Origin of the sequence: Chryseobacterium sp. CY350, assembly GCF_027945075.1 — a bacterium.
Taxonomy (GTDB): Bacteria; Bacteroidota; Bacteroidia; order Flavobacteriales; family Weeksellaceae; genus Chryseobacterium.
The window spans coordinates 3,063,963-3,081,816 of sequence record NZ_CP116034.1; the positions used below are offsets into that span (position 1 = coordinate 3,063,963).

The window sequence follows — 17,854 nt, forward strand, 5'->3', positions numbered from 1 at the left end:
TTTGCACACTCATTTTAGGGGAGGAATATGCCCAATTCAAACTTGGTAATTATTTGAGATCCCGAAAAGTGAACGTGAATACAAGGAAATTTTATAACATATTATATAAATAATGTCAGGTATTATTGGAAAAAAAATCGGGATGACTTCTCTGTTTGACGAAAACGGCAAAAATATGCCGTGTACCGTTATTCAGGCTGGTCCTTGCTCGGTTTTACAGGTCAGAACCATTGAAAAGGACGGTTACAAAGCTGTTCAGTTAGGTTTCGATGACAAGAGTGAAAAGAACGTTGGTAAAGCGTTGGCTGGCCATTTTAAAAAGGCTGGTTCAGCTCCTAAAGCTAAGTTGGTAGAATTCTACAGAGAATTCGTAGATCAAGTAACTGTAGGAGAAGATGTAACTGTGAAGCTATTCGCTGAAGGCGAATTTGTGGACGTAACAGGAACTTCAAAAGGTAAAGGTTTCCAGGGTGTTGTTAAAAGACACGGTTTTGGAGGTGTAATGCAAGCTACTCACGGTCAGCACAACAGATTAAGAGCTCCAGGTTCGATCGGTGCGGGATCAGATCCTTCTAGAGTATTCAAGGGGATGAGAATGGCAGGTAGAATGGGAGGTAAGCAGGTAACTGTACAAAACCTTCAGGTATTAAAAGTGGATCAAGAACAAAATCTTTTAGTAGTAAAAGGTGCTGTTCCGGGAGCTAAAAATTCTTATGTAATTATCAGAAAATGGAACTAGTAGTATTAAATACATCAGGAAAAGAAACCGGAAAAAAAGTAACTCTAGACGAAACAGTATTCGGAATTGAGCCAAATAAGCACGCGGTTTACTTAGAAGTAAAACAATATCTTGCTGCTCAGCGTCAAGGTACTCATAAATCAAAAGAAAGAAGCGAAATTACTGCTTCTACTAAAAAACTTAAGAAGCAAAAAGGATCTGGTTCTGCTAGATACGGTGATATTAAATCCCCTACTTTTAGAGGTGGAGGTAGAGTATTCGGTCCTAAGCCAAGAGACTACAGATTCAAATTGAACAAAGCTCTTAAGAGATTAGCAAAAAAATCTGTTCTTTCTCAAAAAATGAAAGACAACAGCATCAGAATCGTAGAAGGATTGAGCATTGCTGCTCCTAAGACGAAAGATTTCATCACTGTATTGAATGCATTGGCATTGAATGACAAGAAATCTCTATTCATTCTTCCTGATACGAACAAGAATGTATATTTATCTTCAAGAAACTTACCTAAGACTAAGGTTATGAAATTCAACGAAATTTCTTCTTATGACTTAATTAATGCAGGTGAGATCGTTTTCTTAGAAGGTGCAGTTGAAAAATTCCAGGAAAATTTAAAGAAATAAATCATGTCACTAATTATTAAACCAGTTATTTCAGAAAAAGCAAACTATCTTACAGATTTAAGAGGTGCTTATTCTTTCTTAGTACAACCTAAGGCGAATAAAATCCAGATTAAAAATGCAATAGAGCAGGCTTATGGTGTAAAAGTAGCAGACGTTAGAACCATGATTTATGCTCCTAAAGTTTCTTCGAAATACACTAAAAAAGGTCTTCAAGTAGGGAAGACAAACAAATCAAAAAAGGCGATTATCACTCTTGTTGAGGGAGAAGTAATCGACATTTTTGCTGTAAATTAATTATTAATTATAAATAATAGTAATGTCTGTTAGAAAATTAAAACCTATCACCCCAGGACAGAGATTCAGAATTGTAAACAATTTTGAGGAAATTACTACCAACAAACCAGAGAAATCTCTAACAGTTGGTATTAGTAAGTCAGGTGGACGTAACCAAACTGGTAAAATGACCATGCGTTACACCGGAGGTGGACACAAAAAGAAATACAGAATTATCGACTTCAAAAGAAACAAGCATGATGTTGAAGCAACGGTAAAAACTGTAGAGTATGACCCAAACAGAACTGCTTTCATCGCTTTAGTGGAGTACGCAGACGGAGAAAAAAGATATATTATCGCTCCAAACGGGATCAAAGTTGACCAAAAAATCATTTCAGGAGAAAGCGTAGAACCTAATGTAGGTAACGCAATGAAATTGAAAAGTATTCCTTTGGGAACTGTAATTTCTTGTATCGAAATGAAGCCTGGTCAAGGTGCAATCTTAGCAAGAAGTGCTGGTTCATCAGCTCAATTAACTTCAAGAGACGGAAAATATGCAATCATCAAATTGCCTTCAGGAGAATCTAGAATGATCCTTACTGAGTGTTATGCAATGATTGGATCTGTTTCTAACTCTGATCATCAGTTAACTGTTTCAGGTAAGGCTGGTAGAAGCAGATGGTTGGGTAGAAGACCTAGAACTAGACCGGTAGTAATGAACCCTGTAGATCACCCAATGGGAGGTGGTGAAGGTCGTTCATCTGGAGGTCACCCTAGATCTAGAAACGGAATGCCGGCTAAAGGTTACAAAACCAGAAAGAAAAATAAAGCGTCTAACCGTCATATCATATCTAAACGTAAATAATTATGGCAAGATCACTTAAAAAAGGACCATTCATTCATCATACTTTAGATAAGAAGGTTCAGACAAACATAGAGTCTGGTAAGAAGACAGTTATTAAAACTTGGTCTAGAGCATCAATGATCTCTCCGGACTTTGTAGGACAAACTATTGCAGTACACAACGGGAAATCTTTTATCCCTGTTTATGTTACAGAAAACATGGTTGGTCACAAGCTAGGCGAATTTTCTCCAACAAGATCTTTCAGAGGTCATGGTGGTAACAAAAACAAAGGAAGTAGATAATCATGGGATCAAGAAAAAGAGAAAGTGCATTAGCACGTAAATTAACAAATCAAGATGTAGTAAAAGCATTACACAATGATTGCCCTTCATCTCCTAGAAAGATGAGATTAGTTGCTGATATCATCAGAGGGGTAGAAGTTGACAAAGCTTTAAGCATCCTAAAATATTCAAAGAAAGACGCTTCAAACAAATTAGAGAAAGTATTACTTTCTGCGATGGCCAACTGGCAATCAAAGAACGAAGGTGCTGATATCGAAGAAGCTAACCTTATCGTTAAAGAAATTTTTGTAGACAGTGCAAGACAATTGAAGAGACTAAGACCGGCTCCACAAGGAAGAGGGTACAGAATCAGAAAGAGATCAAACCACATTACACTAATCTTAGGTACAAAAGAAAATTAATTCAAGGTATGGGACAGAAGACAAATCCAATTGGTAACAGATTAGGTATCATCAGAGGATGGGATTCTAACTGGTTTGGTGGTAAAAACTACGGTGACAGAATCGCTGAAGATTACAAAATCAGAAGATACCTTGAAGCAAGATTATCTAAAGGTGGAATTTCAAAAATTTATATTGAAAGAACACTTAAATTAGTAACAGTTACAATCACTACTGCTAGACCGGGATTAATCATCGGTAAAGGAGGTCAGGAAGTTGATAAATTGAAAGAAGAATTGAAGAAACTTACAAAAAAGGATATTCAAATCAACATTTTCGAAATCAAAAGACCTGAGCTTGATGCAGTATTAGTTGCAGACAGTATCGCTAAGCAGATCGAAAACAGAATCTCTTACAGAAGAGCTGTGAAGATGGCTATCGCTTCTACAATGAGAATGGGTGCTGAAGGTATCAAAGTTCAAATCTCTGGTAGATTGAATGGTGCTGAAATGGCAAGATCTGAGTCTTTCAAAGACGGAAGAATTCCATTATCAACTTTCAGAGCAGATATCGATTATCATATCGGTGAGGCATTAACTCAATACGGTAAGTTAGGAGTTAAAGTTTGGATCATGAAAGGAGAAGTTTACGGTAGAAGAGATCTTTCTCCATTAGTAGGACAGCAGAAGAAAGGCGGTCCTTCAGGTGGCGGAAACAGAGGAGGCGGAGACAGAGATAACAGAAGACCTTCTAGAGATAAAAAAAATAATTAATAAAATTTTAGAGGATAGTTTTTAAATGACCGTTACTTTTTTAAAATCTAAATTCTAAAATCTAAAATTTAAGAAATTATGTTACAACCAAAAAGAACCAAATTCCGTAGAGTTCATAAGATGAAAATGAAGGGGATTGCTCAAAGAGGTAATCAACTTGCTTATGGAACTTTCGGAATTAAAGCTAACGAAGGTGCTTGGATCACTGCAAGACAAATCGAAGCTGCTCGTATCGCTGCGACAAGATATATGAAAAGAGAAGGTCAGCTATGGATCAAAATATTCCCGGATAAGCCGATTACTAAAAAACCAGCCGAAGTAAGGATGGGTAAAGGTAAAGGTGCTGTAGAATATTGGGTAGCTGTAGTAAAACCAGGTAAAATTATGTTCGAAATCGGAGGTGTATCTTACGAAATCGCTAAGGAAGCTTTAAGACTTGCTGCACAGAAATTACCAGTTACGACTAGATTTATAGTTGCCAACGATTTTGTTAAACCTCTTTAATCTCTGAACAATGAAACAAGCTGAAATTAGAAATCTAAGCGCTGAAGATATTCAAGCGAAATTGACTGAAGCAAGAGCTGAATTCTCTAAAATGAAAATGGCTCACAAAATCAGTCCGCTAGAAAATCCAATCCAAATCAGAGATTTGAGAAAGACAATAGCAAGACTAAATACTGAGTTAACTAACAAACAATAATCCTTTTTACAATGGATAGAAATTTAAGAAAAGAAAGAATCGGAGTGGTTTCCAGCAATAAAATGGAAAAAACTATTGTTGTTAGTGAAACTACAAGAGTAAAGCACCCGATGTACGGTAAATTTGTTTTGAAAACGAAAAAATATACTGCACACGACGAGAACAACGAATGCACAGAAGGAGATACTGTATTAATTACAGAAACAAGACCTTTGAGCAAGAGCAAGAGATGGAGATTAGTAAGAATCATTGAAAAAGCTAAGTAATGTTACAAACAGAATCAAGATTAAAAGTTGCTGATAACACAGGTGCTAAAGAAGTACTAGTGATCAGAGTTCTGGGAGGTACCAGAAGAAGATATGCTTCAGTTGGTGATAAAATCGTAGTTACTATTAAAGATTCTACACCATCAGGAAACGCTAAGAAAGGTCAAGTATCAAAGGCGGTAGTAGTAAGAACTAAAAAAGCAGTTAGAAGAAAAGATGGATCTTACATCAAATTCGAAGACAATGCTTGTGTTCTACTAAACGCTGGAGGAGAAATGAGAGGAACACGTGTTTTCGGACCTGTTGCTCGTGAGTTGAGAGACAAAGAATATATGAAAATCATTTCATTAGCTCCTGAAGTACTTTAATATTTAAAATTTTAAAAAAAATGTCAAAGTTAAAAATAAAAAGAGGAGATAACGTAATCATTACCACTGGTAAAAAAGAAATCAAGGGTAAAACTGGTGAAGTTATTGAAGTGATCAAAAAAGAAGGAAAAGACCCTAGAGTAATCGTTGCAGGACTTAACATCGTTAAAAAACACGTTAAGCCTTCAGCTTCAAATCCTCAAGGAGGAATTACAGAAAAGGAAGCTTCTATTCATATCTCAAACATAGCTTTAGTTGGTAAAGACGGAAAAGCTATCAAAGTTGGTTACAAAATCGACGGAGATAAGAAAGTAAGAATCGACAAAAAAACGGGTGAAACTTTATAATTTTAAATAACACATGGAATATATAGCAAGACCCAAAAAAGCATATCACGAAACAATTGTTCCAGCAATGATGGAAGAATTCGGTTACAAATCAGTAATGCAGGTACCAAGACTAGAGAAAATTATTTTATCTCAAGGTTTAGGTGATGCTACTGCTGATAAAAAAATCATCGATTATGCTGTTGAAGAACTTACAAATATTACCGGGCAAAAAGCTGTAGGTACTATTTCAAAAAAGGATGAAGCTGCTTTCAAATTAAGAAAAGGTATGCCTGTAGGTGCTAAGGTAACTCTTAGAGCTCACAAAATGTACGAATTCTTAGATAGATTGACTTCTTCTGCTTTGCCACGTATTAGAGATTTTTCTGGTATCAAAGCTGACGGTTTCGATGGTAGAGGTAACTATAACTTAGGAATCACTGAGCAAATTATCTTCCCTGAAATCGTAATCGACAAAGTAAAGAAAATCCAGGGGATGGACATTACTTTCGTTACAACTGCGAAAACAGATAAAGAAGCTAAAGCATTATTAACTCACTTCGGTTTACCTTTCAAAAAGAACTAAGAAATGGCTAAAGAATCAATGAAAGCGCGTGAGCGCAAAAGAGAAGCTACTGTAGCTAAATACGCTGAGAAAAGAAAAGCTCTTAAAGAAGCTGGTGATTACGAAGGACTTCAAAAATTACCTAAAAATGCTTCTCCTGTTAGATTACACAACAGATGTAAATTGACAGGAAGACCAAGAGGTTACATGAGAACCTTTGGTATTTCTAGAGTAACTTTCAGAGAAATGGCCAACAACGGTCTTATCCCTGGAGTGAAAAAAGCTAGTTGGTAAGCAATAAAAATTTTTACAGCTGACTTCTATATTTTTATAAGTCAGCTGTATTTTAATAAATAGAGTATAAAATTAAGTCGATTTAAAGGCAGAAGAAAAAAATAAATATTATTAATTTTTTTTGTACTTTTGCACCCGCTCAGGAAATTATTATTTCTCTGGGAGACTAATCTTCGTTTTAGCTATGTTTATTAGAATAAAATGAAGTTAAAAAAAATCAAAGTGACAATTAAGTTGTTGAGATACTGAGGATAAAGAGATTAGGTGAAGAGAGATTCGGAACCATATAGTCTTTAATCTTCAAGTCTTTGCAATACTGATTGTCATTAACCAATAATTTAAAACAAAGAAATGGTAACAGATCCAATTTCAGATTTCCTAACAAGAGTAAGGAACGCACAAAGCGCAGGCCACAAGGTGGTGGAAATTCCTGCATCGAAAATCAAAAAGGAGCTTACGAAAATCTTATTTGATCAAGGGTATATCTTAAACTATAAGTTTGAAGATAACGCTGTTCAAGGGACAATCAAGATCGCTCTTAAGTATGACAAGCAAACAAACAAGCCTGCAATCAAATCTATCCAGAGAGCTTCAAGACCAGGTCTAAGACAATACAAAGGTTCTGCGGAACTTCCAAGAGTATTGAACGGTTTGGGTGTAGCAATTATCTCAACTTCTAGAGGAGTAATGACAGATAAGAAAGCTAGAGAAGAAAAAGTAGGCGGTGAAGTAATCTGCTATGTTTATTAATTTTTAATCAAAGGAAAATGTCAAGAATTGGTAAAGCAATTATAACAATTCCAGCTGGAGTTACTGTCTCTGAAAAAGATGGCGTTGTAACTGTAAAAGGTCCTAAAGGAGAACTTACTCAGGAGCTTACAGACGGAATTACTTTAGAACAAGAAGATGGTGTGCTTACATTCAGCAGACCGTCTGATTCTAAACAACACAGAGCGCTTCACGGTTTGTACCGAGCGTTGATCAACAACATGATTATTGGAACTGCTGAAGGTTTCACTAAAAAGTTGGAACTAGTGGGAGTAGGATACAGAGCTTCTCACTCAGGTCAAAAACTTGAGTTAGCTTTAGGTTTCTCTCACGGTATCGTTTTAGAACTTCCAAAAGAAGTAATTATCGATACATTGACTGAAAAAGGTAAAAACCCAATTATTACTTTAACGTCTCATGACAAGCAACTTCTAGGAATGGTTTCTGCAAAGATCCGTTCGTTCAGAAAGCCTGAGCCATACAAAGGAAAAGGTGTAAGATTCGTAGGAGAAAATGTTAGACGTAAAGCTGGTAAATCTGCTTAATAAATTTTAAGAAAATGGCACTAAGTAAATTAGAAAAAAGAATAAGAATCAAAAGAAGAGTAAGAGGGAAAATCTCTGGATCTTCTGAATTGCCAAGATTATCTGTATACAAGAGTAATAAGGAAATTTACGCTCAGTTAATAGACGATAAAGATGGTAAAACTTTGGCTTCAGCTTCTTCGAGAGAAAAAGGTGTAGATGCTAAAGGTACTAAAAGTGAAATTTCTGCTGCTGTAGGTAAAGCTATTGCTGCTAAAGCTATTGCTGCTGGAATTGAAGCTATTGTATTTGATAGAAACGGTTTCGTATATCACGGTAGAGTTAAGGCTCTAGCTGATGGTGCGAGAGAAGGAGGACTTAAATTCTAATCATTAAATTTCGGAAAATATGTTAGGACTAGATAATATAGAAAGAGTAAAACCGGGAGGATTAGAATTAAAAGATCGTCTCGTATCCGTAAACAGGGTAACAAAAGTAACTAAAGGAGGTAGAGCTTTCGGATTTTCTGCAATTGTTGTTGTAGGAGACGAAGCTGGAACTATCGGTTTTGGTTTGGGAAAATCTAAGGAAGTTGCTTCTGCTATTGCTAAGGCTGTAGAAGATGCTAAGAAAAACTTAGTAAAAGTTCCTGTAATGAATCACACAATTCCTCACCAGACAACTGCTAGATACGGTGGTGCAGATATCTTCTTGAGACCTGCTTCTCACGGTACAGGTCTTATTGCCGGTGGTGCAGTAAGAGCGGTATTGGAGTCTGCTGGTATTCATGATATCCTTTCAAAATCTAAAGGATCTTCAAACCCTCATAATGTGGTAAAGGCAACTTTCAAAGCATTGTTAGACATTAGAAGACCAGAAGAAATTGCAAGAATGAGAGGAGTTTCTCTAAGTAAAGTGTTTAACGGTTAATAATTATACAATGGCAACAATTAAAGTAAAACAAGTAAGAAGCGCTATTGGTAGAACAAAAACCCAAAAGAGAACGCTTGAAGCATTAGGATTTAAGAAACTTCACCAAGTTGTAGAGCACGAAGCTACTCCTTCTATTTTAGGAATGGTAGCTGCAGTTAGTCACTTACTTGAAGTTCAAAAATAATTTTTAAAATAATTTTAAAATGAATTTAAACAACATAAGACCTGCTGCAGGTTCTACTTTTAGTTCAAAAAGAATTGGTAGAGGGCAAGGTAGTGGAAGAGGTGGTACATCTACTAAAGGTCACAAGGGTCAGAAAGCAAGAGCTGGTTATTCTCAGAAGATCGGTTTCGAAGGTGGACAGATGCCTTTACAAAGAAGATTACCTAAATTCGGTTTCAAAAACGTAAACAGAAAAGAATATAGAGCAATCAACCTGGATGATATTCAAAACTTAATTGATACTAAATCTTTAACAGGAGATATTACAAAAGAAGTTTTGGTACAAAACGGTTTGGCTACTAAGAACGAAATAGTGAAAATTATGGGTAGAGGAGAATTGAAATCTGCGGTTTCAATTTCTGCTGACAAATTCACTAAATCTGCTGAAGAGCTTATCTCTAAAGTAGGTGGAAAAGCAATTACCTTATAATAACACTAATGAAAGAATTTATACAAACCCTTAAGAATATTTGGAGCCTTAAAGAACTTAGAGATAAAATTCTCTTTACTTTGGGTATTATCCTTGTGTATAGATTCGCATCTTTCATCTCTTTACCTGCAATTAATCTTGCAGAAGTGGGAGATCTCTTAGAGCATTATAAAGATCAAGGCGGTAACAAGCAAGGAGCAGGTCTCCTTGGCTTGCTTTCGTCGTTTACAGGAGGTGCATTTAGTCACGCTTCAGTAATGGCGTTAGGTATCATGCCTTACATTTCTGCTTCTATTATTGTTCAGTTGATGGGGATGGCAATTCCTTATCTTCAGAAGCTTCAAAAAGACGGAGAGTCCGGTAGAAACACATTAAATCAGATTACCAGATGGTTAACAATTGGAGTTTGTCTTGTACAGGCGCCTTCTTATTTAACATCTATTACTCAGCTGTTTTTACCATATGCTCAATTCCAGTCTGCATATCTTATCGATCCAAACTCATTTATGTTCTGGTTCCCAAGTATTGTAATCTTGGTGGCAGGTTCTGTATTTGCGATGTGGCTAGGTGAAAAAATTACCGATAAAGGTATTGGAAATGGTATTTCTATCCTTATTATGGTAGGTATTTTATCTAGATTACCAGAAGCATTCGTACAGGAAATTGCTGTACAGAACGGAAAAGGAGGTTTAGGATCAATCATGATTTTGATTGAAGTGATATTCTGGATGTTGGTGGTTCTTTTAGCGGTGGTATTATCTGTTGCTGTAAGAAAAATACCTATTCAGTATGTAAGCAGAGCTCAGGCAAGAGGAGGTGTAAATAAAAATCTTATGCAGGGAGCAAGACAGTGGATTCCATTGAAAGTAAATGCAGCTGGTGTAATGCCAATCATTTTTGCTCAGGCATTGATGTTTGTACCCGGCTTATTGACAAAATTTGATGAGTCGAACACTTTTCTTGCAGGTTTCAAGAATGTTTTTAGCTGGCAGTACAATGTATTGTTTGCGCTATTAATTATTATCTTTTCATTTTTCTATACCGCAATTACAATTCCGGTAAACCAAATGGCTGATGATTTAAAGAGAAACGGAGGTTTGGTACCAAAGGTAAGACCTGGTAAAGAGACAGCTGATTACTTAGATGACATTTTATCAAAAATTACCTTGCCAGGTGCAATATTTTTATCTATCTTTGCAGTCCTTCCAGCAATAGTGCATGGAAGTCTTGTTCAGACAGATGCGTTCGCCTTATTTTTTGGGGGAACTTCGTTGCTAATTATGGTTGGGGTGGTACTAGATACTGTTCAACAGATTAACACTTATCTGCTGAATCATCATTATGATGGCTTAATGCAGTCTAAATTATCAAGATCGACTGGATATTAATTTATGGCAAAACAGAAACATATTGAACAGGATGGCGTTATTACGGAAGCACTTTCGAACGCGCAGTTCCGTGTAGAGCTAGAAAATGGGCATATACTTATCGCTCATATTTCTGGTAAAATGAGAATGCATTATATTAAACTTTTACCTGGTGATAAGGTAAAACTAGAAATGTCTCCCTACGATTTAACAAAAGGGAGAATTACATTTAGATATTAAACAACCGCCAAATGGAATCTTCTGATCTCCATTTGGCTATTGTTAAAAATAAATATATTTCAAAGGATATCGTGAGAGAGCTTTGATTTAGAAAAAAATTAAATATTTCAAATGAAAGTTAGAGCATCAATTAAAAAAAGAAGTGCTGATTGCAAAATCGTTCGCAGAAAAGGCGTTCTATTTGTAATCAACAAGAAGAACCCAAAATTTAAACAAAGACAAGGCTAAATTATGGCGAGAATTTCAGGTATTGATTTACCAAAAAACAAAAGAGGTGTTATCGGTTTAACTTACATCTACGGAATTGGAAGAAGTACTTCTTCAGAAATCCTTAAGAACGCCGGTATCAGCGAAGATAAGAAAGTCAACGAATGGAATGACGATGAATTGGCTGCAATCAGAAATTACATCACTGAAAACATTAAAGTGGAAGGTGAGCTTAGATCTGAAGTGCAATTGAACATTAAGCGATTAATGGACATAGGATGCCAACGAGGAATACGTCACAGACTAGGACTACCTTTAAGAGGCCAGAGAACGAAAAACAACTCGAGAACCCGTAAAGGAAAGAGAAAAACAGTTGCTAACAAGAAAAAAGCAAGTAAATAATCGTTAGGAATTATGGCAAAACAAAGTAAAGTAGTTAAAAAAAGAAAAGTAAAAGTTGAAGCTATTGGTGAAGCGCATATTCAAGCTTCTTTCAATAACATCATCATTTCTTTAACAAATAAAAACGGAGAGGTTATCTCTTGGGCATCTGCCGGTAAAATGGGTTTCAGAGGTTCTAAAAAGAACACTCCTTTTGCTGCTCAAATGGCAGCTGAGAATTGCTCTAACGTAGCTCACGAAGCTGGTTTAAGAAGAGTAAAGGTGTATGTGAAGGGTCCAGGTGCAGGTAGAGAATCTGCTATCAGAACTATTCACAATTCAGGTATCGAGGTGAGCGAAATTATTGACGTTACTCCTATGCCGCACAATGGATGTAGACCACCAAAAAGAAGAAGAGTTTAATTTTTAGAATTTACCCATTATGGCAAGATATATTGGACCAAAAACTAAGATTGCTAGAAAGTTTGGAGCTGCAATCTACGGAGACGATAAGAACTTCGAAAAAAGAAAAAACCAACCGCCAGGACAACATGGTGTTAACAAAAGAAGAGGAGCAAAGAAATCTGAATACGCTGTCCAGTTAATGGAAAAGCAAAAAGCTAAATATACTTATGGTATTTTAGAAAGACAGTTTGCTAACTTATTTGAAAAAGCACACAGAAGTAAAGGTGTAACAGGTGAAGTATTATTACAGCTTTGCGAATCAAGATTGGATAACGTTGTTTACAGATTAGGTTTTGCTAAAACTAGAGCTGGAGCAAGACAGTTGACTTCTCACAGACACATCACAGTGAATGGTGAGATCCTTAACATTCCTTCTTATTTGGTAAAAGCAGGTGATGTAATCGCTGTAAGAGAGAAATCAAAATCTCTTGAAGTAATTACTGATTCTTTAGCTTCTAAAGCAAATTACGAGTGGTTACAATTCAACGATGAGAAAAAGCAAGGTACTTTCGTATCTGCTCCAGAGAGAATCCAAATTCCGGAAGACATCAAGGAACAGCTTATCGTCGAACTTTACTCTAAATAATTTTTTAATCAAATTTTTGCTCAACCCAATAATATGGCAATTTTACAATTCATAAAACCCGATAAAGTAATTCTACTTAACTCTGATGAATTTAAAGGTCAATTCGAATTCAGACCTTTAGAACCAGGTTTCGGGCTTACAATCGGTAATGCTTTGAGAAGAGTGTTGCTTTCTTCTCTGGAAGGATATGCTATTTCATCTATCAAAATAGAAGGTGTAGAGCACGAATTTTCAACGATTCCGGGAGTAATAGAAGACGTTACCGAAATTATTCTTAACCTTAAGCAGGTGAGATTAAAAGCTACGGCAGAAAACCAGACAAATGAGCAGGTTGTTGCCAAAGTTTCCGGTCAAACTGTAATTACTGCTGGAGATTTAGGGAAGTCGATCAGCGGTTTTGAGATTCTTAATCCAGAATTGATGATCTGTAACCTAAACTCAGATGTAACTTTCGAAATTACGTTTAATATAGAAAAGGGAAGAGGGTATGTACCTTCTGATCTTAACAAGACAAACAATGCGCCTGTAGGTACTATTGCTATCGATTCTATTTTTACGCCAATTAAAAAAGTGCAGTACAGCATTGAAAATTATCGTGTAGAGCAAAAGACAGACTACGAAAAATTAGTATTAGATATTGAAACTGATGGTTCTATAAGCCCTCAGAATGCTTTAACTGAAGCTTCAAAGATATTGATTTATCACTTCATGTTATTCTCTGATGAGAGGATCACTTTGGAAACTGAAGCTGTAAAAGCATCTATCCAATACGATGAAGAAACTCTTCACACTAGACAACTTCTTAAGTCTAAATTAGCAGATATGGATCTTTCTGTAAGAGCCCTTAACTGCTTGAAAGCTGCTGAAGTTGAAACATTGGGAGAATTGGTTTCTTACAGTAAGTCTGATTTGATGAAATTCAGAAATTTTGGTAAAAAATCTTTGACAGAACTAGAAGAATTAGTGCATTCAAAAGGTCTTAACTTCGGTTTCGACGTTGCAAAATATAAATTAGACGCTGATAATTAAATAATAATGAGACACGGTAAAAAATTCAATCACTTAGGAAGAACAGCTTCTCACAGAAGCGCGTTACTTTCTAATATGGCTTGTTCTCTAATTGAGCATAAAAGAATCAACACTACTGTAGCTAAAGCGAAAGCTTTAAGAGTATATGTTGAACCTCTATTAACTAAAGCAAAAGAAGATACTACACACAACAGAAGAATTGTTTTTTCATATCTTCAAAGTAAAGAAGCGGTTACTGAACTTTTCAGAACTGTAGCTCCGAAAATCGCTGAAAGAAACGGTGGTTATACGAGAATCATCAAGACTGGTTTCAGACAAGGTGATGCTGCAGATACTGCTCTTATTGAGTTAGTTGATTTTAATGAGCTTTATAATCCTAATGCTGAGGAGAAAAAGACGACAAGAAGAAGTAGAAGATCTGCTTCTACTGCAAAAGTAGCTGTTGAAGCTCCTGCAGTAGAAGAAAAAGTTGAAGAGCCTAAGGCAGAAACAACTGATTCTACTGAAGAAAAAGCTGGTGAATAATTTTCATTCAGATATATAAAAAACCGCTCAGAAAACTGAGCGGTTTTTTTGTGTCTTTATATTTTTGTTTTTACCAACTCTATGATGTTTTCTCCTTGATGTAAAATCAAACTGTCACCTTTTGCAGTGGCTTTCATTTCACCTTTTTCATAAGTAGTTTCAGTTCCGGTAGATTTTACTTTATCAAGGATAAATGTTTTTTTATTACTCGTGATAGTAACATTGCTCGCTTCGGGATCGTAGTTATAAACAACTTTTACTAAAGCTCCGTCGGTAGCTTTATAAACATAATCTGTCTTAATGCTTTTTTTACCATTAATATCAACATTATAGCCGACGGTAGAATCTATCTTTCCGTTGTCTGCAAGGATTACGTTTTCAGATGAATCACTATTTATGACACCTTTGTTCCCACTTTTTTTGTCGCAACTACTTAAGAATAAAGCGACAAATGATACAACTATCAGTATTTCTTTTTTCATTTATTATTTTTTGAAAATTATTAATTCGAAATTAATCTTCTGTATACAGAAATTTCGTTAAATTTAATAAAAACTAAAAACAAACCAATACCTGAAAACTCGAATTTTAAAAATTACACAAAAGTGTAATTGTTTTTCCCTTGTTTTCTGTTGAATTTTGTTCTAATGAAATCATCAGACATGAGCATTTCTATAGCCATAGTAGAAGACGAAAAGAACTACAACAATGCGTTGAAGAAAGTGGTCGATTACCAAACAGATATGAAGGTAATCGCACAGTTCTTTGACGGAAATACTGCGCTCAAAAGTTTATCAGATTATTCTCCCGATGTTGTGATGATGGATATCCAACTTCAGGATATGCTTGGCATTGACATTATTGTAAAGTTGAAAATGAAGATGCCAAATACTCAATTTATCATGTGTACAAGCTTTGAAAATGACGAAATGATATTTAATTCCCTAAAAGCCGGTGCAATGGGATATTTAATCAAAGGCGAAAGTATGGATAAAATTCTAACATCAATCCGGGATGTTTATAATGGTGGTGCTCCTATGAGTTTTTCAATTGCAAGAAGAGTTTTAACTCATTTTGAAAGGAAAATAATTGAAGTTAAAAATTTCGAAGAGCTTACAAAACGTGAAACCGAAATTGTAGAACTATTATCTCAGGGACTTTTATACAAAGAAATTGCAGATAAAATATTTATCAGTATAGATACCGTAAAAAAACACGTAGGAAACATCTACAGAAAGCTTCATGTAAATAACAAAGTGGAAGCTATTAATAAATTTAACCATTTTAAAAACTAAGAATTATGGAAAAAAATAAGTTATTACAACTAATTGAAAGTGGATACACTCTCACAGAATTTAAAAAAGGAGATATATTCTTTGCTTTAAGAGCACCAATAGATTGTAGCAAGGGAGATGATATGATAACATCCTTCGATACTCGATTCCCTAATTATAAAGAAAAAGTATTTACTTTGACTAAGGAATTGATGAAAGATCTTAAAGGAAGAAAAAGAGACCTGGAGATTCATTTTATAGATGATGGAAATGGGATTGATCTTGCGTATCACCATCAAGATGAAACTTATTGCTATGTAAATAAAACTCCGAACGTAGTAATAAACTTTCAAGATGCAGTTGCTAAATTTAAAAATGATCATAAAACTAATCTACTTGTTGATGTGAAAAACCTTAGCTGTCCTGATTTTATTGTAATTCCGGTTAGCGATCTTAATGAATTTAATGACGCATCACATCATCGTGCAGAGTTTTGCCTTTCGATTTGTAATTCAAAAGGAGAGCCTCGTAGAGAGAATAGAGTGAGTTTGGTAATGAAATATATAGACTCAGGAAATAATGTAAAAATGTGCTTTGATACCTTCGATCCCCACCCTTAATAGGTATGTACGAAATTTATTTAGTTATACTATTTTTTTGCCTTGTTTTATCTTTTATAAATGAAGTCGCAAGGTGTAAATATTTGGGGATTTATTTTATAGTCGCTTTTATTTCAGAATTATTGATTTACTTTGAAATTTTAAATAGAAATAATTATGATTGGTTAAATGTACTTTATACGGTATTTTTTTGTTGGTATTATCTGATAGAATTTTTAAAAAAAAGTGAATTAATATTTGTCACTCTTATTTTACTTATAGTTGGTTATTTATTTATAAATGAAAGACAAAACTTAGTAATCATTCAAGCGTCTGTGTATATATTAGTAACTGCAAACTGGTTTTATAGACAAGTGAAAAGCACAAATGAAGTACCAATTTACAAGAAATTAAACTTTTGGATCAGTACAAGCTTGTTATTGTGGAGCTGCGTTTATATATTTCGAATATTACCATCCTATTTTTTTGCACATGAAGACATAAATTTTTTAGAAAATACAATTAATATAATTTATCAATCTATGGTTATTTTAAGCTATTTAATATTTTTAAAAGGACTTTGTTGTAAACAATGAAAGAACTTCCTTTTGAAATAAAACTTACATATACCATTGCAATGATTGTGATGATATTTTTTATTGGCTTCATAATTTTTATAATTCTTATGTACAACAAAAAACAACTGTTATACATAAAAGAAAAACAACTCCAAGAATCAGAATACCAAAACCAACTCCTCCAAAAAGAACTCGAAAAGCAAAAATCAATAGAAAAAGAGCGTGAACGAATTTCTCACGATATGCACGATGATCTTGGGGCAGGGATTTCCGCAATAAAACTTCAGGCAGAATTTCTGAAACAAAAGGCTGAAGATGAAGATTTGAAAACGGATATCAGCGAACTTCTGAAAACTTCCGAAGAAATGAATATTTCTATGCGCGAAATGCTTTGGAGTTTACATTCTGAAAATGATACCGTCCAAAGCTTTGTAGATTATTCTAAAATTTATGCGGAAGGCTTTTTGAAGAAGACAGAGTTGGAATTAAAGTTTGTAAACGATGTGAAAAACCCCGTTCTCCCAATATCTACAGAACTTAGAAGAAATATGTTTCTTTGTCTCAAAGAGTCACTCAATAACGCGTATAAGTATTCGGGCGGTAATCAACTAGAAATTTCGTTTAGATTGAATGACGGTTTATTCATCATGGAAATCGCGGATAATGGTAAAGGATTTAGGAAAGAAAATGTTTGTGGCAACGGCCTTCGGAATATGGAAAGGCGGATGAAAGAATCCTCTGGCAGTTTTGAAATAATATCCGGGGAAAAAGGAACATCTGTTTACTGTAAGATCAGTGTTTAAAATTATTGTTAAAACATAAAGTCAGCATCATGAAAATGGTGCTGACTTTTTTATTGAAAATCACCCATTTGTGTAATTGACTTGCTTTGTTGATTGTCAGAAATTTGAAGTATGAATTAAAAACTGATAACCATGAAAACTACAATTAATAACAGTTTTGAAGACTTTAAAAAAACATTAAGCAACAGCATTGAACTGCAACAGGAATTTCAGACAGATCCGATAAAGGCACTGAACAATTTTGAGGTTAAAAATCCGAAAGAGACAGATTCCTGGATATACAGAATTATTGTTTTGATGCTTGGCTTGTCTATCATTGCAATTATAGTAGGATTAATACTCCTTGCGTTTTGGGATCGCAGAAATCCAGACAGTCAACTGATAACCATTTTTGCTACAATTTCTTCCGGAGCAATAAGTGCTTTAGCCGGCCTTCTGGCTCCATCACCCAATAAATAATACTAACTAAAAA

At 35.0% G+C, this 17,854-nt stretch carries 33 protein-coding genes; 32 read left to right on the forward strand and 1 reads right to left on the reverse strand.

Annotation, left to right across the window (positions count from 1 at the left end):
* Nucleotides 1-112: 112 nt before the first annotated feature.
* The 28 genes from rplC (at nucleotide 113) to rplQ (ending at nucleotide 14,128) form a co-directional block, all read left to right on the forward strand.
* A complete protein-coding gene (gene rplC / locus PGH12_RS14260) occupies nucleotides 113-739 on the forward strand; it encodes a 50S ribosomal protein L3 (RefSeq protein WP_267596218.1) in 627 nt (208 codons plus the stop codon).
* Nucleotides 730-1,359, forward strand: coding sequence for a 50S ribosomal protein L4 (gene rplD / locus PGH12_RS14265; RefSeq protein WP_267596217.1), 630 nt, complete (start codon nucleotides 730-732; stop codon nucleotides 1,357-1,359). Before rplC ends, rplD begins: the two co-directional genes overlap by 10 nt.
* A 3-nt stretch (nucleotides 1,360-1,362) precedes the next feature.
* On the forward strand, nucleotides 1,363-1,653 hold the full coding sequence (gene rplW / locus PGH12_RS14270) for a 50S ribosomal protein L23 (protein ID WP_267596216.1): 291 nt from the start codon (nucleotides 1,363-1,365) through the stop codon (nucleotides 1,651-1,653).
* 22 nt (nucleotides 1,654-1,675) lie between these two features.
* Nucleotides 1,676-2,497, forward strand: coding sequence for a 50S ribosomal protein L2 (gene rplB / locus PGH12_RS14275; protein WP_047442262.1), 822 nt, complete (start codon nucleotides 1,676-1,678; stop codon nucleotides 2,495-2,497).
* A 2-nt stretch (nucleotides 2,498-2,499) separates the two neighbouring features.
* The gene (gene rpsS / locus PGH12_RS14280) at nucleotides 2,500-2,778 is read left to right on the forward strand and encodes a 30S ribosomal protein S19 (protein ID WP_034702850.1); all 279 of its coding nucleotides are present in this window, start codon (nucleotides 2,500-2,502) and stop codon (nucleotides 2,776-2,778) included.
* A gap of 2 nt (nucleotides 2,779-2,780) precedes the next feature.
* A complete protein-coding gene (gene rplV / locus PGH12_RS14285; RefSeq protein WP_050378486.1) occupies nucleotides 2,781-3,179 on the forward strand; it encodes a 50S ribosomal protein L22 in 399 nt (132 codons plus the stop codon).
* Between the two features lie 8 nt (nucleotides 3,180-3,187).
* Nucleotides 3,188-3,931, forward strand: a complete 744-nt coding sequence (gene rpsC / locus PGH12_RS14290) for a 30S ribosomal protein S3 (protein WP_129535109.1) — start codon at nucleotides 3,188-3,190, stop codon at nucleotides 3,929-3,931.
* 78 nt (nucleotides 3,932-4,009) lie between these two features.
* Nucleotides 4,010-4,435, forward strand: a complete 426-nt coding sequence (gene rplP / locus PGH12_RS14295; protein WP_047442258.1) for a 50S ribosomal protein L16 — start codon at nucleotides 4,010-4,012, stop codon at nucleotides 4,433-4,435.
* A 10-nt stretch (nucleotides 4,436-4,445) separates the two neighbouring features.
* Nucleotides 4,446-4,631, forward strand: a complete 186-nt coding sequence (gene rpmC, locus PGH12_RS14300) for a 50S ribosomal protein L29 (RefSeq protein WP_267596213.1) — start codon at nucleotides 4,446-4,448, stop codon at nucleotides 4,629-4,631.
* A gap of 11 nt (nucleotides 4,632-4,642) precedes the next feature.
* Nucleotides 4,643-4,897: a 30S ribosomal protein S17 gene (rpsQ, locus tag PGH12_RS14305; RefSeq protein WP_027383312.1), complete on the forward strand. Its 255-nt coding sequence runs from the start codon at nucleotides 4,643-4,645 to the stop codon at nucleotides 4,895-4,897.
* Nucleotides 4,897-5,265: a 50S ribosomal protein L14 gene (gene rplN, locus PGH12_RS14310; RefSeq protein ID WP_034684837.1), complete on the forward strand. Its 369-nt coding sequence runs from the start codon at nucleotides 4,897-4,899 to the stop codon at nucleotides 5,263-5,265. Before rpsQ ends, rplN begins: the two co-directional genes overlap by 1 nt.
* Before the next feature lie 20 nt (nucleotides 5,266-5,285).
* On the forward strand, nucleotides 5,286-5,612 hold the full coding sequence (gene rplX / locus PGH12_RS14315; protein WP_267596209.1) for a 50S ribosomal protein L24: 327 nt from the start codon (nucleotides 5,286-5,288) through the stop codon (nucleotides 5,610-5,612).
* A gap of 13 nt (nucleotides 5,613-5,625) precedes the next feature.
* On the forward strand, nucleotides 5,626-6,177 hold the full coding sequence (rplE, locus tag PGH12_RS14320; protein ID WP_267596208.1) for a 50S ribosomal protein L5: 552 nt from the start codon (nucleotides 5,626-5,628) through the stop codon (nucleotides 6,175-6,177).
* A gap of 3 nt (nucleotides 6,178-6,180) precedes the next feature.
* Nucleotides 6,181-6,450 (forward strand): 30S ribosomal protein S14, encoded by a 270-nt coding sequence (rpsN, locus tag PGH12_RS14325; protein ID WP_047442254.1) that lies wholly within the window; start codon nucleotides 6,181-6,183, stop codon nucleotides 6,448-6,450.
* Between the two features lie 351 nt (nucleotides 6,451-6,801).
* Nucleotides 6,802-7,200 carry a 30S ribosomal protein S8 gene (rpsH, locus tag PGH12_RS14330; RefSeq protein ID WP_047442253.1) on the forward strand — a complete coding sequence of 133 codons (399 nt, stop codon included), beginning with the start codon at nucleotides 6,802-6,804 and terminating at the stop codon, nucleotides 7,198-7,200.
* A 17-nt stretch (nucleotides 7,201-7,217) separates the two neighbouring features.
* Nucleotides 7,218-7,763 carry a 50S ribosomal protein L6 gene (gene rplF / locus PGH12_RS14335; RefSeq protein ID WP_267596204.1) on the forward strand — a complete coding sequence of 182 codons (546 nt, stop codon included), beginning with the start codon at nucleotides 7,218-7,220 and terminating at the stop codon, nucleotides 7,761-7,763.
* 14 nt (nucleotides 7,764-7,777) lie between these two features.
* Entirely contained in the window at nucleotides 7,778-8,131 is a 354-nt protein-coding gene (gene rplR / locus PGH12_RS14340) for a 50S ribosomal protein L18 (RefSeq protein WP_047442251.1), read from the forward strand.
* A gap of 19 nt (nucleotides 8,132-8,150) precedes the next feature.
* The gene (rpsE, locus tag PGH12_RS14345) at nucleotides 8,151-8,672 is read left to right on the forward strand and encodes a 30S ribosomal protein S5 (RefSeq protein ID WP_267596201.1); all 522 of its coding nucleotides are present in this window, start codon (nucleotides 8,151-8,153) and stop codon (nucleotides 8,670-8,672) included.
* A 10-nt stretch (nucleotides 8,673-8,682) separates the two neighbouring features.
* On the forward strand, nucleotides 8,683-8,859 hold the full coding sequence (rpmD, locus tag PGH12_RS14350; protein WP_267596200.1) for a 50S ribosomal protein L30: 177 nt from the start codon (nucleotides 8,683-8,685) through the stop codon (nucleotides 8,857-8,859).
* A gap of 19 nt (nucleotides 8,860-8,878) precedes the next feature.
* The gene (gene rplO / locus PGH12_RS14355; RefSeq protein ID WP_267596199.1) at nucleotides 8,879-9,328 is read left to right on the forward strand and encodes a 50S ribosomal protein L15; all 450 of its coding nucleotides are present in this window, start codon (nucleotides 8,879-8,881) and stop codon (nucleotides 9,326-9,328) included.
* Between the two features lie 8 nt (nucleotides 9,329-9,336).
* Nucleotides 9,337-10,716: a preprotein translocase subunit SecY gene (secY, locus tag PGH12_RS14360; protein ID WP_267596198.1), complete on the forward strand. Its 1,380-nt coding sequence runs from the start codon at nucleotides 9,337-9,339 to the stop codon at nucleotides 10,714-10,716.
* Nucleotides 10,717-10,719: 3 nt separating this feature from the next.
* On the forward strand, nucleotides 10,720-10,935 hold the full coding sequence (gene infA, locus PGH12_RS14365; protein ID WP_034684855.1) for a translation initiation factor IF-1: 216 nt from the start codon (nucleotides 10,720-10,722) through the stop codon (nucleotides 10,933-10,935).
* Between the two features lie 111 nt (nucleotides 10,936-11,046).
* Entirely contained in the window at nucleotides 11,047-11,163 is a 117-nt protein-coding gene (rpmJ, locus tag PGH12_RS14370) for a 50S ribosomal protein L36 (RefSeq protein ID WP_007839480.1), read from the forward strand.
* A gap of 3 nt (nucleotides 11,164-11,166) precedes the next feature.
* Entirely contained in the window at nucleotides 11,167-11,544 is a 378-nt protein-coding gene (rpsM, locus tag PGH12_RS14375; RefSeq protein ID WP_050378498.1) for a 30S ribosomal protein S13, read from the forward strand.
* A gap of 12 nt (nucleotides 11,545-11,556) precedes the next feature.
* Nucleotides 11,557-11,946, forward strand: a complete 390-nt coding sequence (gene rpsK, locus PGH12_RS14380) for a 30S ribosomal protein S11 (protein WP_129535100.1) — start codon at nucleotides 11,557-11,559, stop codon at nucleotides 11,944-11,946.
* 19 nt (nucleotides 11,947-11,965) lie between these two features.
* Nucleotides 11,966-12,574, forward strand: coding sequence for a 30S ribosomal protein S4 (gene rpsD, locus PGH12_RS14385; RefSeq protein ID WP_162087518.1), 609 nt, complete (start codon nucleotides 11,966-11,968; stop codon nucleotides 12,572-12,574).
* Between the two features lie 33 nt (nucleotides 12,575-12,607).
* Nucleotides 12,608-13,603 carry a DNA-directed RNA polymerase subunit alpha gene (locus tag PGH12_RS14390; protein ID WP_267596186.1) on the forward strand — a complete coding sequence of 332 codons (996 nt, stop codon included), beginning with the start codon at nucleotides 12,608-12,610 and terminating at the stop codon, nucleotides 13,601-13,603.
* A gap of 6 nt (nucleotides 13,604-13,609) precedes the next feature.
* Nucleotides 13,610-14,128, forward strand: a complete 519-nt coding sequence (gene rplQ, locus PGH12_RS14395; protein WP_267596185.1) for a 50S ribosomal protein L17 — start codon at nucleotides 13,610-13,612, stop codon at nucleotides 14,126-14,128.
* 56 nt (nucleotides 14,129-14,184) lie between these two features.
* Here rplQ and PGH12_RS14400 read toward each other — a convergent pair whose 3' ends face one another.
* Nucleotides 14,185-14,610 carry a hypothetical protein gene (locus PGH12_RS14400; protein WP_267596184.1) on the reverse strand — a complete coding sequence of 142 codons (426 nt, stop codon included), beginning with the start codon at nucleotides 14,608-14,610 and terminating at the stop codon, nucleotides 14,185-14,187.
* A 165-nt stretch (nucleotides 14,611-14,775) separates the two neighbouring features.
* Between PGH12_RS14400 and PGH12_RS14405 the strand changes: the two genes are divergently transcribed.
* The 4 genes from PGH12_RS14405 (at nucleotide 14,776) to PGH12_RS14420 (ending at nucleotide 17,841) form a co-directional block, all read left to right on the forward strand.
* Complete coding sequence (locus tag PGH12_RS14405; RefSeq protein WP_267596183.1) at nucleotides 14,776-15,423, forward strand: response regulator transcription factor; 648 nt, start codon at nucleotides 14,776-14,778, stop codon at nucleotides 15,421-15,423.
* A 5-nt stretch (nucleotides 15,424-15,428) separates the two neighbouring features.
* Entirely contained in the window at nucleotides 15,429-16,022 is a 594-nt protein-coding gene (locus PGH12_RS14410) for a hypothetical protein (RefSeq protein WP_267596182.1), read from the forward strand.
* 571 nt (nucleotides 16,023-16,593) lie between these two features.
* Nucleotides 16,594-17,382 (forward strand): sensor histidine kinase, encoded by a 789-nt coding sequence (locus tag PGH12_RS14415; RefSeq protein ID WP_267596181.1) that lies wholly within the window; start codon nucleotides 16,594-16,596, stop codon nucleotides 17,380-17,382.
* Nucleotides 17,383-17,514: 132 nt separating this feature from the next.
* The gene (locus PGH12_RS14420) at nucleotides 17,515-17,841 is read left to right on the forward strand and encodes a phosphatase PAP2 family protein (RefSeq protein ID WP_267596180.1); all 327 of its coding nucleotides are present in this window, start codon (nucleotides 17,515-17,517) and stop codon (nucleotides 17,839-17,841) included.
* Nucleotides 17,842-17,854: the final 13 nt, after the last annotated feature.

Excerpts from the sequence above, each read along its gene's own strand:
- PGH12_RS14405 (WP_267596183.1), top strand. The coding sequence starts at position 14,776 with ATGAAATCATCAGACATGAGCATTTCTATAGCCATAGTAGAAGACGAA.
- rpmJ (WP_007839480.1), top strand. The coding sequence starts at position 11,047 with ATGAAAGTTAGAGCATCAATTAAAAAAAGAAGTGCTGATTGCAAAATC.
- PGH12_RS14415 (WP_267596181.1), top strand. The coding sequence starts at position 16,594 with ATGAAAGAACTTCCTTTTGAAATAAAACTTACATATACCATTGCAATG.
- PGH12_RS14420 (WP_267596180.1), top strand. The coding sequence starts at position 17,515 with ATGAAAACTACAATTAATAACAGTTTTGAAGACTTTAAAAAAACATTA.
- rpsK (WP_129535100.1), top strand. The coding sequence starts at position 11,557 with ATGGCAAAACAAAGTAAAGTAGTTAAAAAAAGAAAAGTAAAAGTTGAA.
- rplO (WP_267596199.1), top strand. The coding sequence starts at position 8,879 with ATGAATTTAAACAACATAAGACCTGCTGCAGGTTCTACTTTTAGTTCA.
- rplD (WP_267596217.1), top strand. The coding sequence starts at position 730 with ATGGAACTAGTAGTATTAAATACATCAGGAAAAGAAACCGGAAAAAAA.
- rpsD (WP_162087518.1), top strand. The coding sequence starts at position 11,966 with ATGGCAAGATATATTGGACCAAAAACTAAGATTGCTAGAAAGTTTGGA.
- PGH12_RS14390 (WP_267596186.1), top strand. The coding sequence starts at position 12,608 with ATGGCAATTTTACAATTCATAAAACCCGATAAAGTAATTCTACTTAAC.
- secY (WP_267596198.1), top strand. The coding sequence starts at position 9,337 with ATGAAAGAATTTATACAAACCCTTAAGAATATTTGGAGCCTTAAAGAA.
- rplW (WP_267596216.1), top strand. The coding sequence starts at position 1,363 with ATGTCACTAATTATTAAACCAGTTATTTCAGAAAAAGCAAACTATCTT.
- rplN (WP_034684837.1), top strand. The coding sequence starts at position 4,897 with ATGTTACAAACAGAATCAAGATTAAAAGTTGCTGATAACACAGGTGCT.
- PGH12_RS14410 (WP_267596182.1), top strand. The coding sequence starts at position 15,429 with ATGGAAAAAAATAAGTTATTACAACTAATTGAAAGTGGATACACTCTC.
- rplC (WP_267596218.1), top strand. The coding sequence starts at position 113 with ATGTCAGGTATTATTGGAAAAAAAATCGGGATGACTTCTCTGTTTGAC.
- rpsN (WP_047442254.1), top strand. The coding sequence starts at position 6,181 with ATGGCTAAAGAATCAATGAAAGCGCGTGAGCGCAAAAGAGAAGCTACT.
- rpmD (WP_267596200.1), top strand. The coding sequence starts at position 8,683 with ATGGCAACAATTAAAGTAAAACAAGTAAGAAGCGCTATTGGTAGAACA.
- rplP (WP_047442258.1), top strand. The coding sequence starts at position 4,010 with ATGTTACAACCAAAAAGAACCAAATTCCGTAGAGTTCATAAGATGAAA.
- rpsQ (WP_027383312.1), top strand. The coding sequence starts at position 4,643 with ATGGATAGAAATTTAAGAAAAGAAAGAATCGGAGTGGTTTCCAGCAAT.
- infA (WP_034684855.1), top strand. The coding sequence starts at position 10,720 with ATGGCAAAACAGAAACATATTGAACAGGATGGCGTTATTACGGAAGCA.
- rplE (WP_267596208.1), top strand. The coding sequence starts at position 5,626 with ATGGAATATATAGCAAGACCCAAAAAAGCATATCACGAAACAATTGTT.
- rplX (WP_267596209.1), top strand. The coding sequence starts at position 5,286 with ATGTCAAAGTTAAAAATAAAAAGAGGAGATAACGTAATCATTACCACT.
- rpsS (WP_034702850.1), top strand. The coding sequence starts at position 2,500 with ATGGCAAGATCACTTAAAAAAGGACCATTCATTCATCATACTTTAGAT.
- rpsM (WP_050378498.1), top strand. The coding sequence starts at position 11,167 with ATGGCGAGAATTTCAGGTATTGATTTACCAAAAAACAAAAGAGGTGTT.
- rpsC (WP_129535109.1), top strand. The coding sequence starts at position 3,188 with ATGGGACAGAAGACAAATCCAATTGGTAACAGATTAGGTATCATCAGA.
- rplB (WP_047442262.1), top strand. The coding sequence starts at position 1,676 with ATGTCTGTTAGAAAATTAAAACCTATCACCCCAGGACAGAGATTCAGA.
- rplV (WP_050378486.1), top strand. The coding sequence starts at position 2,781 with ATGGGATCAAGAAAAAGAGAAAGTGCATTAGCACGTAAATTAACAAAT.
- rpmC (WP_267596213.1), top strand. The coding sequence starts at position 4,446 with ATGAAACAAGCTGAAATTAGAAATCTAAGCGCTGAAGATATTCAAGCG.
- rplQ (WP_267596185.1), top strand. The coding sequence starts at position 13,610 with ATGAGACACGGTAAAAAATTCAATCACTTAGGAAGAACAGCTTCTCAC.
- rpsH (WP_047442253.1), top strand. The coding sequence starts at position 6,802 with ATGGTAACAGATCCAATTTCAGATTTCCTAACAAGAGTAAGGAACGCA.
- rplF (WP_267596204.1), top strand. The coding sequence starts at position 7,218 with ATGTCAAGAATTGGTAAAGCAATTATAACAATTCCAGCTGGAGTTACT.
- PGH12_RS14400 (WP_267596184.1), bottom strand. The coding sequence starts at position 14,610 with ATGAAAAAAGAAATACTGATAGTTGTATCATTTGTCGCTTTATTCTTA.
- rplR (WP_047442251.1), top strand. The coding sequence starts at position 7,778 with ATGGCACTAAGTAAATTAGAAAAAAGAATAAGAATCAAAAGAAGAGTA.
- rpsE (WP_267596201.1), top strand. The coding sequence starts at position 8,151 with ATGTTAGGACTAGATAATATAGAAAGAGTAAAACCGGGAGGATTAGAA.